Source organism: Nonomuraea mangrovi, from assembly GCF_042681425.1.
Lineage (GTDB): Bacteria > Actinomycetota > Actinomycetes > Streptosporangiales > Streptosporangiaceae > Nonomuraea > Nonomuraea mangrovi.
The window spans coordinates 257,985-276,122 of record NZ_JBHUFV010000061.1 but is presented as its reverse complement, the minus strand read 5'-3'; the positions used below and the strand labels follow the sequence as shown (position 1 = coordinate 276,122).

13 protein-coding genes and 1 tRNA gene are annotated in these 18,138 nt (G+C 69.7%); 9 read left to right on the top strand and 5 right to left on the bottom strand.

Annotated features, from left to right (window positions below):
* Positions 1 to 159 precede the first annotated feature (159 nt).
* From gltB to pyk, 6 genes are all read left to right on the top strand, one after another.
* Positions 160 to 4,668, top strand: coding sequence for a glutamate synthase large subunit (gene gltB / locus ACFSKW_RS40245; protein ID WP_379579154.1), 4,509 nt, complete (start codon positions 160 to 162; stop codon positions 4,666 to 4,668).
* 11 nt (positions 4,669 to 4,679) lie between these two features.
* On the top strand, positions 4,680 to 6,131 hold the full coding sequence (locus ACFSKW_RS40240) for a glutamate synthase subunit beta (protein ID WP_379579152.1): 1,452 nt from the start codon (positions 4,680 to 4,682) through the stop codon (positions 6,129 to 6,131).
* Positions 6,132 to 6,363: 232 nt separating this feature from the next.
* Positions 6,364 to 6,525: a hypothetical protein gene (locus tag ACFSKW_RS40235; RefSeq protein WP_379579150.1), complete on the top strand. Its 162-nt coding sequence runs from the start codon at positions 6,364 to 6,366 to the stop codon at positions 6,523 to 6,525.
* Positions 6,526 to 6,865: 340 nt separating this feature from the next.
* Complete coding sequence (locus tag ACFSKW_RS40230) at positions 6,866 to 8,578, top strand: S8 family peptidase (protein ID WP_379579149.1); 1,713 nt, start codon at positions 6,866 to 6,868, stop codon at positions 8,576 to 8,578.
* A 181-nt stretch (positions 8,579 to 8,759) separates the two neighbouring features.
* Positions 8,760 to 9,152, top strand: coding sequence for a DUF2784 domain-containing protein (locus ACFSKW_RS40225; RefSeq protein ID WP_379579147.1), 393 nt, complete (start codon positions 8,760 to 8,762; stop codon positions 9,150 to 9,152).
* 35 nt (positions 9,153 to 9,187) lie between these two features.
* Complete coding sequence (gene pyk / locus ACFSKW_RS40220) at positions 9,188 to 10,618, top strand: pyruvate kinase (RefSeq protein ID WP_379579145.1); 1,431 nt, start codon at positions 9,188 to 9,190, stop codon at positions 10,616 to 10,618.
* Between the two features lie 253 nt (positions 10,619 to 10,871).
* Here the strand turns inward: pyk and dapD are convergent, their stop codons facing one another.
* Both dapD and ACFSKW_RS40210 read right to left on the bottom strand, forming a co-directional pair.
* Positions 10,872 to 11,837: a 2,3,4,5-tetrahydropyridine-2,6-dicarboxylate N-succinyltransferase gene (gene dapD / locus ACFSKW_RS40215; protein ID WP_379579143.1), complete on the bottom strand. Its 966-nt coding sequence runs from the start codon at positions 11,835 to 11,837 to the stop codon at positions 10,872 to 10,874.
* A 21-nt stretch (positions 11,838 to 11,858) separates the two neighbouring features.
* Positions 11,859 to 12,269, bottom strand: a complete 411-nt coding sequence (locus ACFSKW_RS40210; RefSeq protein ID WP_379579141.1) for a pyridoxamine 5'-phosphate oxidase family protein — start codon at positions 12,267 to 12,269, stop codon at positions 11,859 to 11,861.
* Positions 12,270 to 13,109: 840 nt separating this feature from the next.
* On the opposite strand from ACFSKW_RS40210, the gene ACFSKW_RS40205 reads away from it, so the two are divergent.
* The gene (locus tag ACFSKW_RS40205; protein ID WP_379579139.1) at positions 13,110 to 13,817 is read left to right on the top strand and encodes a siderophore-interacting protein; all 708 of its coding nucleotides are present in this window, start codon (positions 13,110 to 13,112) and stop codon (positions 13,815 to 13,817) included.
* Here ACFSKW_RS40205 and ACFSKW_RS40200 read toward each other — a convergent pair.
* The 3 genes from ACFSKW_RS40200 to ACFSKW_RS40190 all read right to left on the bottom strand — a co-directional run bounded on the left by ACFSKW_RS40200 (position 13,758) and on the right by ACFSKW_RS40190 (position 15,880).
* Positions 13,758 to 14,648 (bottom strand): phosphotransferase enzyme family protein, encoded by an 891-nt coding sequence (locus ACFSKW_RS40200; protein ID WP_379579137.1) that lies wholly within the window; start codon positions 14,646 to 14,648, stop codon positions 13,758 to 13,760. The two genes, ACFSKW_RS40205 and ACFSKW_RS40200, sit on opposite strands and share 60 nt — an antisense overlap.
* 415 nt (positions 14,649 to 15,063) lie before the next feature.
* Entirely contained in the window at positions 15,064 to 15,555 is a 492-nt protein-coding gene (locus ACFSKW_RS40195) for a hypothetical protein (RefSeq protein WP_379579136.1), read from the bottom strand.
* Between the two features lie 252 nt (positions 15,556 to 15,807).
* Positions 15,808 to 15,880: transfer RNA gene (locus ACFSKW_RS40190), tRNA-Leu, on the bottom strand.
* A gap of 109 nt (positions 15,881 to 15,989) precedes the next feature.
* Here ACFSKW_RS40190 and ACFSKW_RS40185 point away from each other — a divergent pair.
* Together ACFSKW_RS40185 and ACFSKW_RS40180 are read left to right on the top strand one after the other, a co-directional pair.
* The gene (locus ACFSKW_RS40185; RefSeq protein ID WP_379579134.1) at positions 15,990 to 16,574 is read left to right on the top strand and encodes an ANTAR domain-containing response regulator; all 585 of its coding nucleotides are present in this window, start codon (positions 15,990 to 15,992) and stop codon (positions 16,572 to 16,574) included.
* Between the two features lie 359 nt (positions 16,575 to 16,933).
* Complete coding sequence (locus ACFSKW_RS40180) at positions 16,934 to 18,094, top strand: branched-chain amino acid ABC transporter substrate-binding protein (RefSeq protein WP_379579132.1); 1,161 nt, start codon at positions 16,934 to 16,936, stop codon at positions 18,092 to 18,094.
* The last annotated feature ends 44 nt before the right edge of the window (positions 18,095 to 18,138 follow it).

The window sequence follows — 18,138 nt, the reverse complement described above, 5'->3', positions numbered from 1 at the left end:
GGAGAGTCCGCATACCGGAATCTTGTGAATGTTCGCGATGTGGACCTGGTGGGCACTATTCCGGCAGGGTGCGATACCCTCTACCCACTGAATCGCAGCAGGGCCAACGTCGTCCCCGCCTGCAACACCAAAGCAGACGATGACGACGGGAGGGATTCAATGCCTGCTGCCCACCTCGGCTTCCCCGAGCCCCAGGGCCTCTACCACCCCGCCAACGAGCACGACGCCTGCGGCGTGGCCATGGTCGCGGACGTGAACGGGCGACGTGGTCACGGGATCGTCGTGAAGGCGCTGACGGCCCTGTGCAATCTCGACCACCGGGGAGCAAAGGGTAGCGAGCCGGACACCGGTGACGGTGCCGGGATCCTGACGCAGGTCCCGGACCGCTTCCTCAGGGCCGCCACCGACTTCGCCCTGCCCGAGCAGGGCCACTACGCCGTGGGCATGGGGTTCCTGCCCGTCGACGGCGAGGCACGCCAGGCCGCCGTGCGTCTCATCGAGGAGATCGCCGCGGAGGAGGGCCTGACGGTCCTCGGCTGGCGCGAGGTTCCCGTGGACACCTCGAACGCGGGCCCGAGCGCCCGCGCGGTCATGCCGTACTTCGGCCAGCTCTTCGTCTCGAGCCCGCGCGGCGAGAGCGGCCTCGAGCTGGACAGGCTCGCCTTCTGCCTGCGCAAGCGAGCCGAGCACGAGGCGGACGTCTACTTCCCCTCGCTGTCCAGCCGCACGATCGTGTACAAGGGCATGCTCACCCCGCTGCAGGTCGAGCCGTTCTTCCCCGACCTGTCCGACGAGCGCTACGACACCGCGATCGCGCTGGTGCACTCGCGCTTCTCGACCAACACCTTCCCGAGCTGGCCTCTCGCGCACCCCTACCGCTACATCGCCCACAACGGCGAGATCAACACGGTCAAGGGAAACCGCAACTGGATGCGCGCCCGCGAGGCCATGCTGGCCTCCGACCTCATCCCCGGCGACCTCGAGCGGCTCTTCCCGATCTGCGACCCTGACGGCTCCGACACCGCCTCCTTCGACGAGACGCTGGAGCTGCTGCACCTGGGCGGGCGCTCGCTGCCGCACGCGGTGCTGATGATGATCCCCGAGGCGTGGGAGAACCACACCGAGATGGACCCGGACCGCCGGGCCTTCTACGAGTTCCACTCCTCGATGATGGAGGCGTGGGACGGGCCCGCCTCGATCACCTTCACCGACGGCACGCTGGCCGGCGCGGTCCTCGACCGCAACGGGCTGCGCCCCGGCCGCTTCTGGGTGACCGCCGACGGCCTGGTCGTGCTGGCCTCCGAGGCCGGTGTGCTCGACTTCGCGCCCGAGGACGTCGTCCGCAAGGGCCGCCTGCAGCCGGGCCGCATGTTCCTCATCGACACCGCCCGCGGCAAGATCATCGAGGATGACGAGATCAAGGCCGAGCTGGCCTCCGCGCTCCCGTACGAGGACTGGCTGCACGCCGGCCTGGTGCGCTTCGAGGAACTGCCCGGCCGCGCCCACGAGATCCCCACTCACGAGGCGCTGGTCAAGCGGCAGCAGACCTTCGGCTACACCGAGGAAGAGCTGCGGATCATCCTGTCGCCGATGGCCACGAACGGCCAGGAGCCGATCGGGTCGATGGGCACCGACACGCCCGTCGCCGTGCTCAGCGAGAAGCCCCGGCTGCTGTTCGACTACTTCAGCCAGCTGTTCGCCCAGGTCACCAACCCGCCGCTGGACGCCATCCGCGAAGAGCTCGTCACCTCGCTGGCCAGCACGCTCGGCCCCGAGGGCAACCTGCTCGACCCTGGTCCCGCCTCGTGCAGGCAGCTCGTCCTGCCGTACCCGGTGATCGACAACGACGAGCTCGCCAAGATCATCCACATCAACGACGAGGGCCACCTGCCCGGCTTCCACCCCTACGTCGTCAGCGGCCTGTACGACGTGGCCGGCGGGGGCCAGGCGCTGCGCGACAGGCTCGCCGCCATCTGCGCCGAGGTCTCCGAGGCGATCGCGGGCGGCGCGCGCGTCATCGTGCTGTCCGACCGCGGCTTCTCCGAGCGGCTCGCGCCGATCCCGTCGCTGCTGCTGACCGGCGCGGTGCACCACCACCTCATCGCCGAGAAGACCCGCACCAAGATCGGCCTGGTGATCGAGACCGGCGAGGCGCGCGAGTGCCACCACATGGCCCTGCTCATCGGGTACGGCGCCGGCGCGGTCAACCCCTACCTCGCGATCGAGACCGTCGAGGACATGGTCGACACCGGCATGCTCCAGGTCGACAAGCACAAGGCCGTGCGCAACCTCATCAAGGCCTACGGCAAGGGCGTCATCAAGGTCATGTCCAAGATGGGCGTGTCCACGGTCGCCAGCTACACCGGCGCGCAGATCTTCGAGGCGCTCGGCCTGGGCGAGGAGGTCATCGACACCTGCTTCGTCGGCACCACCTCGCGCCTGGGCGGCGTCGGATTCGACGTCCTCGCCCAGGAGGCCGCCGCCCGTCACCGTCACGCCTACCCCCGCGCCGAGAACGCCCACCGGCGCCTCAACGTGGGCGGCGAGTACCAGTGGCGGCGCGAGGGCGAGCCGCACCTGTTCAACCCCGAGACGGTCTTCAAGCTGCAGCACGCCACGCGCAGCCGCCGCTACGAGATCTTCAAGGAGTACACCGACCTGGTCGACTCGCAGGCCGAGCGGCTGATGACGCTGCGCGGGCTGTTCAGGTTCGCCTCCGGCCGCACGCCGGTGCCGCTGGACGAGGTCGAGCCCGTGTCGGAGATCGTCAAGCGCTTCTCCACCGGCGCCATGTCCTACGGCTCCATCTCGATCGAGGCGCACGAGACGCTCGCCATCGCGATGAACAGGCTCGGCGGCAAGTCCAACACCGGCGAGGGCGGCGAGGAGCCCGCGCGCCTCTACGACCTCAACCGGCGCAGCGCCATCAAGCAGGTGGCCAGCGGACGCTTCGGCGTGACGAGCGAGTACCTGGTCAACGCCGACGACCTGCAGATCAAGATGGCCCAGGGAGCCAAGCCCGGCGAGGGCGGTCAGCTTCCCGGCCACAAGGTCTACCCGTGGATCGCCAAGACCAGGCACTCCACCCCCGGCGTCGGCCTGATCTCGCCGCCGCCGCACCACGACATCTACTCCATCGAGGACCTGGCCCAGCTCATCCACGACCTGAAGAACGCCAACCCGGCCTCCAGGGTCCACGTGAAGCTGGTGGCCGAGGTCGGCGTCGGCACGGTCGCCGCGGGCGTCTCCAAGGCGCACGCCGACGTCGTGCTGATCTCCGGCCACGACGGCGGCACCGGGGCCTCCCCGCTGACCTCGCTCAAGCACGCGGGCGCCCCCTGGGAGCTCGGCCTGGCCGAGACCCAGCAGACGCTGCTGCTGAACGGCCTGCGCGACCGCATCGTCGTCCAGGTCGACGGCCAGCTCAAGACCGGCCGCGACGTGGTCATCGCGGCCCTGCTCGGCGCCGAGGAGTACGGCTTCGCCACCGCTCCTCTGGTCGTCTCGGGCTGCGTCATGATGCGCGTCTGCCACCTCGACACCTGCCCCGTCGGCGTCGCCACCCAGAACCCCGAGCTGCGCAGCCGGTTCAGCGGCAAGCCGGAGTTCGTGGTGAACTTCTTCGAGTTCATCGCCGAGGAGATCCGCGAGTACCTGGCCGAGCTGGGCTTCCGCTCGCTCGACGAGGCGATCGGGCACGTCGAGCTGCTCGACATGAGCGCGGCCGAGGACCACTGGAAGGCCAACGGCCTCGACCTGTCGCCGATCCTGCACCGGCCCGAACTGCCCGAGGGGACGGCGCTGCGCCGTACCGTCGCGCAGGACCACGGCCTGGAGCACGCGCTCGACAACACGCTCATCGCCTTGGCGGAGGGCGCGCTGGAGCACGGCACCCCGGTCACGCTCGACCTGCCGATCCGCAACGTCAACCGCACCGTCGGCACCATGCTCGGCTACGAGGTGACCAAGCGGTACGGGGGCGCGGGCCTGCCGGACGACACGATCGACATCAGCTTCACCGGCTCGGCGGGCAACTCCTTCGGCGCGTTCGTGCCGCGAGGGGTGACGCTGCGGCTGACCGGCGACGCCAACGACTACCTCGGCAAGGGCCTGTCGGGCGGTCGGATCTCGGTGCGCCCGCACGACACCGCCCCGCTGGACGGCCACATCATTTCCGGAAATGTCACCCTTTACGGTGCGACATCCGGAGAGGTGTTCATCCGCGGCGTGGTGGGCGAGCGCTTCTGCGTCCGCAACTCCGGCGCCACCGCGGTCGTCGAGGGCGTGGGCGACCACGGCTGCGAGTACATGACGGGCGGCAAGGTCGTCGTGCTCGGCCAGACCGGGCGCAACTTCGCCGCCGGCATGTCGGGCGGCATCGCCTACCTGCTCGACCTGCGGGCCGAGCGGGTCAACCGCGAGATGGTCGCCATCGAGCCGCTGACCGACAAGGACGCGCAGTTCCTGCACGAGATCGTCGGCAGGCACTTCGAGGAGACGGGCTCGCCCGTCGCCAAGGAACTGCTGGCCGACTGGGACGGCGCGCTCACCAGGTTCGGCAAGGTCATGCCGACCGACTACAAGCGGGTGCTGCAGGCCGCCGAGGCCGCCCGCATCGAAGGCAGGGACATCGACGAGGCGGTCATGACCGCTGCGGTTCAGGGTTAAGGAGGCGCACCATGGCCGACCCCAAGGGTTTCCTCACGCACGACCGGGAGCTGCCCGCGCGCCGCCCCGTCGACGTCCGCATCCGCGACTGGCGGGAGGTCTACGAGGACTTCCCCGCGCCGAAGCTGACCAAGCAGGCCGCCCGCTGCATGGACTGCGGCATCCCCTTCTGTCACAACGGCTGCCCGCTCGGCAACCTCGTCCCCGAGTGGAACGACCTCGTCTACCGCCACGACTGGCGCGAGGCGATCGAGCGGCTGCACGCCACGAACAACTTTCCCGAGTTCACCGGCAGGCTGTGCCCCGCCCCGTGCGAGGCGGCCTGCGTCCTCGGCATCAACTCCGACCCGGTGGCGATCAAGCGGGTCGAGGTCGAGATCATCGACCACGCCTTCGCCGAAGGGTGGGTGACGCCGCAGCCCGCCGCCAGGAAGACCGGCAAGAAGGTCGCGGTCGTCGGCTCGGGCCCCGCGGGCCTGGCCGCCGCCCAGCAGCTCACCCGCGCAGGCCACGACGTCGTGGTCTTCGAGCGGGCCGACGCCATCGGCGGGCTGCTCCGCTACGGCATCCCCGAGTTCAAGATGGAGAAGCGCCACATCGACAGGCGCCTCGACCAGATGCGTGCCGAGGGCACCGAGTTCAGGACCTCGGTGAACGTCGGCGTCGACATCAGCGCCGCCCAGCTGCGCGAGGAGTTCGACGCGGTCGTCCTGTCGGGCGGCGCGACGGCCTGGCGGGACCTGGCGGTCGCCGGACGCGACCTCAAGGGCGTCCACCAGGCGATGGAGTACCTGCCGCCCGCCAACAAGGACTTCGAGAACTCCCCGATCAACGCCCGCGGCAAGCACGTCGTGGTGATCGGCGGCGGTGACACCGGAGCCGACTGCATCGGCACCGCGATCCGCCAGGGAGCCGCCTCGGTGACCCAGCTCGAGATCATGCCGCAGCCGCCTGCCGCCCGGCCAGGCTCGCAGCCGTGGCCGACGTTCCCCATCCTGTTCAAGATGGAGAGCGCGCACGAGGAGCTGTCCGACGGCGGCGGCGACAGGGTCTACGCGGTCTCCACGACGGAGTTCGCGGGCGACGCCGACGGCAACGTCCGGGCGCTGCGCCTGGTCGAGGTCGAGGGGCCGCAGTCGGGCTTCAAGCCGATCCCCGGCACCGAGCGGGAGATCCCGGCCGAGCTCGTCACGCTGTCGATGGGTTTCCTCGGGCCCGAGAAGGGCGCGCTGCTGCAGGACCTCGGCGTGGAGTACGACGCCAGGGGGAACGTGGCGCGCGACAAGACCTACATGACCAACGTCGACGGCGTCTTCGTCGCGGGGGACATGGGACGTGGCCAGTCGCTCATCGTCTGGGCCATCGCCGAGGGGCGGGCGGCCGCCTCGGGCGTGGACCGGTTCCTGACCGGCGAGACGGCGCTGCCGTACCCGATCATGCCGACGGCACGCCCGCTGGTCTGACGATCGTTTCGTCGAGCGCCCGCCCGAGGACTCCTCGGGCGGGCGCCGCGCGTCTCGCGCGGCACGCCTCGCCCGATCCCTGACGTTCCGGACGCCAACCTCCTGACGTCCCCAAAGGACCTTCCAGGCTGTGCATAGCCTGCAGGCGTTGCAGGGTCTGCAAAGAATGCTTGATGATCGAACAGGGGTCCCTGACCCGGCACGGCCTCGGTCCGACAAACCGGCGACCGGGGTGGCCCCCCCGATCGCCGGTCCCGTTCTCGGCGGCCACCTCACCGAGCACCTCGACCGGCGCCGGATCTTCTCCACCAACCTGCCGATGGGCGCCGTCGCCCTGGCCGTGGCGGCCACCGTGCTGCTGCGCCTGCCCCGCCCCGGCTCGGGTTCGCGCTGATCGGGGTGCCGCTCCGGGCATTCGCGTGGCGGCGAGGCGACGTTCCTACCGGCGTCTTCGTCTGGCTCGTGCCGATCCTGGCGATCTGCGCTGTTCTGTCGGCGTTCCCGCCCGCCACACGCCTCGGCGCGAACCGAAGCCTCTCCTTCTGTACGGCATGCGGTGTCGCCGGCCATCGCTCACCGTCACTTTCTTGCAAAGGATGCGATAAATAGCGCAAAAGGGTGAATAAGTTGCAGACGGGGAATGGTGTCGAGAAGATGCTCCCCTCGTGTGCGTGTGGTGAGCGAAACGGGGGGTTTCAATGCGGCGGGTCACATACGGAATTCTGGTGGCGGCGATGGCGATACCGCTCGCCGCCTGCGGGTCCACCCAACCACGACTGGACTCCTCGCCCGGCACCGACTACCTGGTCTTCTACGCGGCGGGCGGTCAGGACAAGGCGCTGGAGGCGATCGAGACGAGCGGTGGGCGGCCATTGTCCACCGAGCCGAGGCTTGGGTACGTGGTGGCACACGGTGTGGTGGCCTCGTTCCTCGAAACACTGAGCAATGACAAGGCGATCGTGGGCATCTCCACCGACCGCCCGATCGGATTCACCTCGGCCGCGGTCCAGCAGCAATGGGCGGCCGCCCACCCCGAATGGGCAGGCGACCACGTGGACGCGCGCCGCCCGTCACTCCCCGAAGGACCTGCCGCGCGAACCGGGACGACCTCGACGGCGGCCGCGCCCGACGTGGCCGCGGGCAGGAAGAGCGCGAGCAGGAAGACAGCGGGCAAGAACGCCCTCGAGCCGCTCGCCGCCAGGCAGTGGGACATGAAGATGATCGGCGCCGACCGCGCCAACACGATCGCGCCAGGTGACAAGAAGGTGCTCGTCGGCGTCATCGACACCGGCATCGACGGCAAGCACCCCGACATCGCGCCCAACTTCAACCGCGCGCTCAGCCGCAACTTCGTGACCGACCGGCCGAAGGACCCCAACGGCCAGCCGTTCGACGGGCCCTGCGAGGTAAGGACCTGCCAGGACCCCGTCGACGCTGACGACGACGGCCACGGCACCCACGTCGCCAGCACGATCGGCTCCCCGATCAACGGCAAGGGCATCGCCGGCGTCGCGCCCAACGTGCAACTGGTCAACATCAGAGCAGGCCAGGACTCGGGCATGTTCTTCCTCAAGCCCAGCCTCGACGCCCTCACCTACGCCGCCGACAACGGCATCGACGTGGTGAACATGAGCTACTACCTCGACCCCTGGCTGTTCAACTGCCCGAACAACAAGGCCGACAGCGAGCGCGAGCGGCTGGAGCAGCGCGGCATCATCACCGGCATGCAGCGCGCCCTCGACTACGCGCGCAGCAAGGGCGTCACGCTCATCGCCGCGATCGGCAACGGCTCCACCGACCTCGGCCGTCCGCGCAAGGACGAGCAGAGCCCCGACTACCCCAAGAACACCGAGCGGACCCGCGCGATCGACAACTCCTGCCTCAACGTGCCGACGGAGTCGGAGGGCGTCATCGCGATCTCCGGGCTCGGCCCCTCCGGCCGCAAGGCGCTCTACTCCGACTACGGCGTCGAGCAGACGGACCTGTCCGCGCCCGGCGGCGACGTGCTCGACGGCGGCGGCGTCTCGACGAGCAGGTCCATCCTGGCGGCGGCGCCCACGGCCGTCATGCGCGCCACGAACAAGATCGACGCTGCGGGGCGGCCGAAGACGACAGAGGTCGTCCGTGACTGCCACGGCGGCCAGTGCTCCTACTACCAGTACCTCGACGGCACCTCCATGGCCGCGCCCCACGCCACGGGCGTGGCCGCGATCCTGATCAGCCGCTTCGGCAGGCCGGGCCCCGGCGGAACGTCCATGGACCCGGCGTCGGTGGAGCGCCTGCTGTACTCGAGCGCCACCCCGAAGGCCTGCCCGGTGCCGAGAGCCTACAAGTACCGGTACTTCGGCCAGGAGGAGACGCACGTCTGCGAGGGCGACACGGCCAAGAACGGGTTCTACGGCAGGGGAGTGATCAACGCCTACAAGGCGGCGACGATCGCACCGTGAGCCATCCGGCATGAAAGGCCCGCCCTGCGGGCCGGGCGAGGTAGACATGGGGTGAAAGTTTCGGTTCCCGGCCCGGCGTCCACGAGGTCCACGCCACGGGCGATGTGACGGCGGCCCGCCGTCGCGCCCGAGTGGCGTCGACCAGGCGGACGCCGGCCGGTGACCCCAGAGGAGCTCACACGTGCCTGCCGTACTGGATGGGGTGCTGTACCGGCTGGTCGCGGATGCCGCGATGGTCGCGCACTTCCTGTTCCTCGCCTACATGGCGGCCGGCGGCTTCCTCGCCTGGCGGTGGCCGCGCACCCTCTGGGCGCACCTCGCGGTCGCCGGCTGGGGCGTGCTCTCCATCGTCACCGGCATCGAGTGCCCCCTGACCCTCGCCGAGGACTGGGGGCGCCGCCAGGCCGGCGTGGCGGGCCTGACACCCTCCGGATTCATCGACCACTACATCGAGGGCGTGATCTATCCGGAGGAATACACCAACCTGGTACGGCTCGCCGTGGCCGTCCTTGTGGTTACCTCCTGGGTCGGGTACCTGTGGAGACGTCGTCACCGGGATTTCTCCCGCGCGTGACTGCCAAGTGGTCTGTACCAATTAAGGTAGGACACGTGACTCGTCGCGCGAAAATCGTCTGTACCCTCGGTCCTGCCACTTCCTCGGCCGACCGGCTCAGAGAGCTGATCGGCGCAGGCATGGACGTTGCCCGCTTCAACCTCAGCCACGGCACCCACGAGCTGCACAAAGAGGTCTTCGACCGGGTGCGGGAGGTGGCGGCCGACCTCGGCCGGGGTGTAGGCGTGCTCGCCGACCTGCAGGGTCCCAAGATCCGCGTCGGCACGTTCGAGGAAGGCCCCGTCCGGCTCGGCTTCGGTGACGTCTTCACCATCACCACCGAGGACGTCCCCGGCGACCGCGAGCAGGTCTCCACCACCTACAAGGGGCTGCCCGCCGACGTGCGCGCCGGCGACACCATCCTCATCGACGACGGCCGCGTCGTCCTCGAGGTCACCCGCGTCGACGGCCAGCGCGTCACCACCCGCGTCGTCATCGGCGGGATGATCTCCGACAACAAGGGCCTCAACCTGCCGGGCGTCAATGTCAGCGCCCCCGCCCTCACCGACAAGGACGAGGCCGACCTGCGCTGGGCGCTGCGCACCGGGTTCGACATGATCGCCCTGTCGTTCGTGCGCCGCCCCTCCGACGCCGACGTCGTCCGCAACATCATGGAGCAGGAGGCCGTACGGCTCCCGCTGCTCGCCAAGATCGAGAAGCCCCAGGCCGTGGAGCGGCTCCCCGAGATCGTCGAGGCGTTCGACGGCATCATGGTCGCCCGCGGCGACCTCGGCGTCGAACTGCCCCTCGAAGAGGTGCCGATCGTCCAGCGGCGCATCATCGAACTGTGCCGCGAGAAGGCCCGCCCGGTCATCGTGGCCACGCAGATGCTCGACTCGATGATGAACGCCCCGCGCCCCACCCGCGCCGAGGCCTCCGACGTCGCCTACGCCGTCATGGACGGCGCCGACGCCGTCATGCTGTCCGGCGAGACCTCGGTCGGCACCTTCCCCATCGAGTCCGTCGCCACGATGGACCGCATCGCCCGCGCCGCGGAGAAGTCCTCCCTGCACGCCACCCACAGCCTCGACCGCCTCCCCGAGACCACCGGCGGCGCCATCGCCCGCGCCGCGGCCGAGGTCGGAGCGATCGTCGGCGCCAAGGCGCTGGTCGCGTTCACGATGTCGGGCGAGACGGCCCGCCGCCTGGCCCGCTACCGCTCGCCGATCCCGCTGCTGGCGTTCACCTCCGCGCCGCACGTGCGCGGCCAGCTGTCGCTGACGTGGGGGGTGGAGACGTTCCACGTGCCGTTCGTGCACCACACCGACGACATGGTCAGGCAGGTGGAGGCCTCGCTGCTGTCCCTGGGACGGCTGGAGAAGGGCGACAAGGTCGTCATCGTGGCCGGTTCCCCTCCCGGAACCCCGGGCTCGACCAACGCCCTGCGCGTCCACACGATCGGCTCCGCCGTCTCCCACGCCCACTAGTGCCTCCTCCAGGGGGTTGAGAACCCCCTGGAACCTCGGTCGCACCCGAGCCGTCCGCGCCTCCGGCCCGGACGGCTCGCCGGTTCCCGGACCCCATCAGGGCGGCCTCCGGCGCGCTCGAACCTCGTCTCCGGTCCCCGACGAACGATCGGGCGCGCATCGGTTCAGGGATGTCGGCGGGCGAGTCGCCGATGAGCCGTCCGGCTGACCGTCGCCGACCGGGCCTGCCCGATCGGCGACAGCGCGGGTTCGGTCAGTCGTTGGCGTGCAGGGCCGCGTTCAGCTCGATGCCCGTTCCGGTACGCGGAACCGCCTCCACCGCCCCCGTCTGCGAGTTCCTGCGCAGCAGCAGCCCGCTGGCGCCGGACAGCTCCTTGCCCTTGACGACCCGCCCGTCAGGAAGCGCCACCTTGGTCCCGGCCGTCACGTACAGCCCGGCCTCCACCACGCAGTCGTCCCCGAGCGAGATGCCCACGCCGGCGTTGGCGCCCAGCAGGCAGCGCTCGCCGATCGAGATGACCTCCTTGCCGCCACCCGACAGCGTGCCCATGATCGACGCGCCGCCGCCCACGTCGGAACCGTCGCCGACCACGACGCCCGCCGAGACGCGCCCTTCCACCATGGACGCGCCGAGCGTTCCCGCGTTGAAGTTCACGAAGCCCTCGTGCATGACAGTGGTGCCGGCGGCCAGGTGGGCGCCGAGCCGTACCCGGTCGGCGTCGGCCACGCGCACGCCGGAGGGCACCACGTAGTCGACCATCCGCGGGAACTTGTCCACGCCGTACACGGTCACCGTGCCCCTGGCGCGCAGCCGTACCCTCGTCTGCTCGAACCCCTCCACGGCGCACGGGCCGTGGTTGGTCCACACGACGTTGGCGAGCTTGCCGAACACGCCGTCCAGGTTCAGGCCGTGCGGGCGCACCAGACGGGCGGACAGCAGGTGCAGGCGAAGGTAGGCGTCGTGGGCGTCGGCGGGCGCCTCCGACAGCTTGGCGATGCCGGTACGCACGGCGACCACCTCGACCCCGCGGGCCTCGTCCTTGCCGATCAGCGCGGCGAGGTCACCGGCCTCCTCGGCGGACAGGCGCTGGGTGCCCACGGAGGGCGGCTCGCCCAGTTCGGGCGAAGGGAACCAGGTGTCGAGAACCGTGCCGTCGGCGGCAATGGTGGCAAGCCCGACGCCGTACGCGCCGGTGCTGGTGGGATCGATAGCAGTCACACGCCACAAAATACCGGAGGGTCAGATGGTGCCCAGGTCGGCCGACAGCCAGCGCTCCGGACGCATGTGGAACGTCACGAGCACGGAGAGGTTCGACTGGGCGACGTAGCCGTCGACGGCGTCCTCGTGCATGTAACGCCCGACGATCTTGGCCATCTCTTCGGGTGTGGTGGGATTGGAGGAGATGACGGGCCCCTCGACCGAGACGTAGCGGTAGGTCGGGATCGTCCTCTGCGCGAGGAGGGTGAACCGCCCCGCCTTCGTGACCAGCTGGGCTTTTCGCGAGTCGCCGTCGGTCAGGAAGGCCACCTCGCCGCCGGGCGTGTAGTGGTACCAGACCGGCACCGCCAGCGGCCCGCGCCCCTCCTCATCCTGTACGGCCAGCGCCCCGATGTGCGGCTCTGCCAGGAACGACTCACGGTCCAACACCATCAGCGCCATCCCCGCCCCCTCCAAAGGATCATGTGCTGGAGAACATCCCCACCCAGCGCCATCCCAACCGAGACACCCCGGACCAGCGGCGCAACCCACCGACGATCAGGTGAACGCCCTCCTCATCGCCGCGCCCCCACGCCCCCCACGCACCTGTCCTGTCGTCGCTGCGATTCTCCGGTGAGTCCGTCGATCCTGCGGCGACTTCTTCGACTACGTGATGAGCGCGTCCCTGCGGCGACTTCTTCGACTACGTGATGAGCCCGTCCCTGCGGCGACTTCTTCGACTACGTGATGAGCCCGTCCCTGCGGCGACTTCTTCGACTACGTGATGAGCCCGTCCCTGCGGCGACCTCATCGACCACCTGATGAGCCCGACGATCCTGCGGTGACTTCATCGACTGCCTGGTGAGCCTGTCGGCCCTCCTGCGATCCCGTTGACTCCCCGGCGACCCGGACCCTCCGGTGAGTCTGTCGACCCTGCGGCAGGCCCCCGGAGGCCGGAGACCTCGATGCCCTCTCGCCTCCCGTGTAAGCCCGCAGGCCCTCGGCCCGCCTCGAACGTGGACACCAGGGCGCCCATGGGCGGCACAGGTTGAACCTCCGCCCACGTAGCCGAGCGAGAGTCGCGACGCCCCGCGGAGCCGGGGAGCGGTGCGGGACCCGCCGAACGGTGCCAGGCCTGCGGAGCGGCGTGAGAGCGCGGACTGCGCGGGAGCGCGATGGACGGAAGTCCGATGGACGGGCGCGCGGGCCTTGCCTCAAGACCCGAACTGGTGCAACTTGAGATATGTCGCGATATAGTCGCCGAATACATCAGATATATCGAAGAGAGGTGCCGTGAACACCATCACCCGCGCGCTGCGTTCCCGGCTGTTCGTCACCGGCGAGATCATCGAGGTCGAGCGCATCGCCCCCAGGATGCGCAGGCTGAGAATCGGCGGCGAGGCCGTCGCGGGACTCGCCTGGACGCCGGGACAGCACGTCCGCGTGCTCGTCCACGGCCCGCTGACCCTGCGCACGTACTCCGTCTGGCGGCACGACCCTGCATGGGAGTGCCTCGACCTCGTCGGATACGACCACGGCGGCGACTCGCCCGGCATGACCTGGGTCAGGACCGCCCGCCCCGGCCAGGAGGTCTCCTTCACCAGACCGGAGGGCAGGCTCACGTTACGGCAGGGCGCGCCGTACCACGTGTTCGCGGGGGAGGAGACGGCCGCGGTGGCCTTCGGGCCCATGCTGCGCGCCGTACCGGCCGGCGAGCCCGTCTTCGGCGCGGTGGAGGCCGAAGAGCCCGGCGACCACCTCGACCTGCCCGGCGACCTCGTCCAGGTGTGCAGGGGAGGCGCGTCCGCGGCGAACTCCGAGGCGCTGGTGAAGGCCGTCGCCGCGCTGGACCTGCCTGACACGCCGGGCGTCGCGTATCTGGCAGGGGAGGCCCGCACGATCCAGGCCGTCCGCGCGCACCTGGTCGACGAGCGCGGCTGGTCACGTGGAGACGTCGTCACCAAGCCGTTCTGGACACCCGGCAGGAAGGGCATGGACTAGCGCGTCGGCGTGCCGGGCGACGTGCTCGGCGTCGGCGAGGTAGAGCGTGTGGTGCCCGTCGGCCAGGTGTCTCGCGAAGGCGGCCTCGCCCGCGGACGCCTTCGCGCGCATGAGGTCGACCAGGGCGTGCAACCGTTCGCGGACCATGAGCGGAAGGCCGGGCCTGTCGGCCGCCGCCAGGCCGTACGCGTCGCAGAAGATCCGCAACCGCCGCGACTGCTCGCCCAGGTCGCCGTCGGCGCTCAGCGGGACGAACCGGTAGGCCGCGTACGCCACGTCCGACAGCCGCGGCCCTGGATGGGCGGTGTCGAAGTCGATGAACGCCACCGGCAGCCCGTTGCGGAACACCGTGTTGTACGGCGCGACGTCGCCATGGCAGATCACCTCGGCGGGCTCGCGCGGCGGCAGGTACCAGGGGCCCTGCGAGCCGAACCCCTCGGTCGCGTCGTGGTATTCGCGCAGCATCACGCCGACCCGCCGCAACGTCGCCTCGCTCCACGCGTGGTCGGGCTCCGGGTGGTGGGCCACCGCGCCGGGGACGAAGTCGAGGATCTCCCGCCCCTGCGGGTCGAACCCGTGAGGGCGCGGAGCGCCGCCGAACCCGGCCGCCGCCACGTGCTCGAGCAGGCGGTGGACCGTCGGCGTCCACGGCCCCACCGGCCTGCGCACCGTCGGCCCCACCCGGCTCACCTGGTTGACCCCGCCGCCCGCGAGCGGCTCCTCGATCCTGTCTGCCGGCTCGGCCAACTCGCACCCCTCGCTCCATGCCTGCTCGGCCACCTGCCGCGCGATCTCCGCCACGCCCGGCCCACCGGTCTCCACCCTCACCATCCGGTCCCTGGCATGCTGCCACAGCCACCAGCGGCACCGGCGCCCTCACAGCGGTGCCGAGGGCGAGCGGGCGCCGCCTGGCGCAGGCCACGCGGGCGCCGCAGGCGAGGCGGCCATCCAGGCCCGCCCCCGGTCTCGCGTATGGCGAGCCGCCCCCGGTCTCGCGTATGGCGAGCCGCCCCCGGTCTCGCGTATGGCGAGCCGCCCCCGGTCTCGCGTATGGCGAGCCGCCCCGGGTGCTCTCATCGGTGGGCCGTGACCAGGACCGTCGTCCGTGGCCGCCCTCCGCTCTGGGTGACCAGGGGCGTCCTCCACGACGGTGTCGGTGCCGCCGAGCCTGCGACGACCAGGCTCGGCGTGGCCGCGCCACTCCACCTGGAGCGGATCGAGCGCGTCGCCGCAGAGCCCGGGGATGTCACGCGACTCGTTCGTGAAGTGGCGGCGGCGGGTACCAGCGGACGCCGCCGGGCAGCGCTCGCCTGACCCTGTTCATGCTGCGACAGCCGTCCGCCGCCCAGCCGGCCGAGGCGACCTTCGAGTTCGGTCTGCAGGCCGTCCCCCGTACGAAGCGCTCCGGGTGCGCCTCGACGGCCGACCTCTGCCAGGAGCCGAGCGTGATGGGACGCCGGTGCTTGACGCCGAGCCCGTGCCGGGGGAACAGGCACGCCCAGTGCGTGGACTGGCTCGTGACCTCGGTGCAGCCCCTTCGCGTGCGGCGGTTGACCGTCGAGGTCGGCATGACCAGCGACATGACGGTGGCCGTCTCCTCGATCACGCCTGGCCGGTCGGCCGCGCGGTAGATCGACAGCCGGTAGACCCGTTTGCGGCCCTGCACGAGGTGTCCGTCGCCCAGGTAGAGGCCGAGCGACCGCGCGTAGGCGTCGTGCGCAGCGGCCTGCCGTGACATCGCGGGCAGTCGCGGTGCCGTCGTAGGTCGGCCTCGTCATGGGCCCGCCGCGCGCCCGTACGCCCCTTCCTGACCGCGCCGAGGGAGACGCCGCATCGTGCGGCGACCACCCACTCAGGCCCTGGGAGGACAGGGAGAGCGCTTGATCAACGGTTTCGCGAGGACGCATGCGCTCAGCATGACGACCGTCACCGACAGTTTCGGTGTCGTCGCTCTGTGGATCCGCCCTACCGGAGGGCTGGGCGGTGAGAGTGCCCCGAGTGGGATTCGAACCCACACTCGATGGTGTTTGAGACCATTTCCTCTGCCGTTGGGATATCGGGGCATTTTTTCGGACTTGTCCGGTTCTGGCCCCCAGAGTCTACCTGCCATGGTGGATCAGCTCCGGGCGCCAGCGTGGATCTAATCTAGCGGACGTCGGTAGTCTTCTGCTCGTGAGTACGCAGCGGCGAGTGGTGATCGCGGAAGACGAGGCACTGATCCGCCTCGACCTCAAGGAGATGCTCCAGGAGGACGGCTACGTCGTCGTGGGCGAGGCCGGTGACGGCGAGCACGCGATCAAGCTGGCCACCGAGCTCCGTCCCGATCTGGTGATCCTCGACGTCAAGATGCCCATCCTCGACGGCATCTCCGCCGCCGAGCGCATCGTCGCGGACAGGATCGCCCCCTGCCTCATCCTCACCGCATTCTCGCAGCGTGACCTGGTGGAGCGGGCGCGTGACGCGGGCGCCATGGCGTACCTGGTCAAGCCGTTCACCAAGGCGGACCTCGTCCCGGCGATCGAGATGGCGGTCAGCAGGCACGAGGAGATGGTCGCGCTGGCGGCCGAGGTGTCGTCGCTGTCGGGCCGGCTGGAGACCCGCAAACTGGTCGAGCGGGCCAAGGGCCTGCTGATGGCCCAGCACGGCTGGAGCGAGCCGCAGGCGTTCAGGTGGATCCAGAAGGCCTCGATGGACCGTAGGTTGAGCATGCGCGAGGTGGCGCAGATCGTCGTGGACGACGCGACGAAGCAGAGCTGAGCAATCAGCGGGATTCCGATCACTCAGGGTCGCGTCGGCTGACCGATTTCACATCAGCGTGTCCTCTGATGTGCGGCTGTGTCCACGGTCGTTTCGTACCGTGGAACGTTCCTTTGAGGTTCTTTGACCTTTCAATTCTCTGCGGTAGCCGTAAAGGATCGGTGTAATAACGAAGCGGTAACGAGGCTGTTCGCTGTACCAACCCGTGACATCTCCTGGCTGTACTAACCGTCACAACCCCCTGGGTCATCCCCGCATGGGCATGACTCTGCGAATCCGGTCCTGACAAAGGATCAGGCGAAAGGAAGGCAGCCTTGCGGCCAAAGATTGCTCGCTTCGGCGGCGCGCTTGCCGTTGGTATGGCTCTCACGCTCGGTCTCGCCGCGTGCGGCGGTGGCTCTGAAGCTCCCGCCGGATCGGCGGCGCCCGGTGGCGGTGAAGCGGCGCCCACCACTGTCAAGATTGGCTTCATGGGCGACCTGACTGGTTCCAACGCCGGTATTGTCATTCCGCCCAGGAACGGCGCGAAGCTGGCCATTGACCAGTACAACGCGACGAACCCCAAGGTCAAGATCGAGATGGTGGAGTACGACAGCCAGGCTGACGCCACCAAGGCCGTCGGTCTCGCCCAGCAGGCCATCAAGACCGACAAGATCGTTGCGCTGGTCGGTCCCGCGTTCTCCGGTGAGTCCGCTCAGGTGGCGCCGGTGCTCGAAGAGGCGAAGGTTCCCAGCGTCTCGGCTTCGGCGACCAACGCCGCGCTCGCGCAGAACGGCTGGAAGTACTGGCACCGCGTTCTGCCGAACGACGGTGTGCAGGGCCCCGGCATCGCCGACTTCATCGCCGGCGCCGCCGCGGCCAAGAACGTGTTCGTCATCGACGACAAGTCCGAGTACGGCAAGCCGCTGGCCGACGCGGTCCGCGCGCAGCTGAAGTCCAAGGGCGCCACCGTCACCGACGACTCGCTCGACCCGGCGGAGAGCGACTTCTCCTCGGTGGTCAACAAGGTGGCCGCGGGCAAGCCCGACGCCATCTTCTTCGGCGGCTACTACGCGGCGGCCGGCCCGCTGCTCAAGCAGCTGCGGGACAAGGGCGTGAAGGACGCGAAGTTCTTCAGCGGCGACGGTTCGCTGGACAAGGGCCTCATCGAGGGCGCCGGCGCGACCAACGCGGAGGGTGCGCTCGTGGGCTGCCCCTGCTACATCGCCACGCCTGACGTGACCGACGAGAAGGTCAAGAAGTTCGCGGCAGACTACAAGGCCGCCTACAACGCCGACCCGGCCATCTACGCCACGGAGGGCTTCGACGCCGCGTCGGTCTTCATCGAGGCGATCAAGGCCGGTAAGGTGACGGCTGAGGACATCAACACCTTCATCCAGACGGTCGACTTCCCCGGCGTTTCCAAGCAGGTGAAGTTCGAGTCCAATGGTGAGGTCGTGGCCAAGGACATCTACATGTACCAGGTCAAGGGCGGCAACATCAGCCTGCTCGGCAAGGCCTCCGAGGCCAAGCTCGGGTAACGGTCTCCCGCCTGTCTCTCAGGTGAGATCGGGTAGTTGATGCG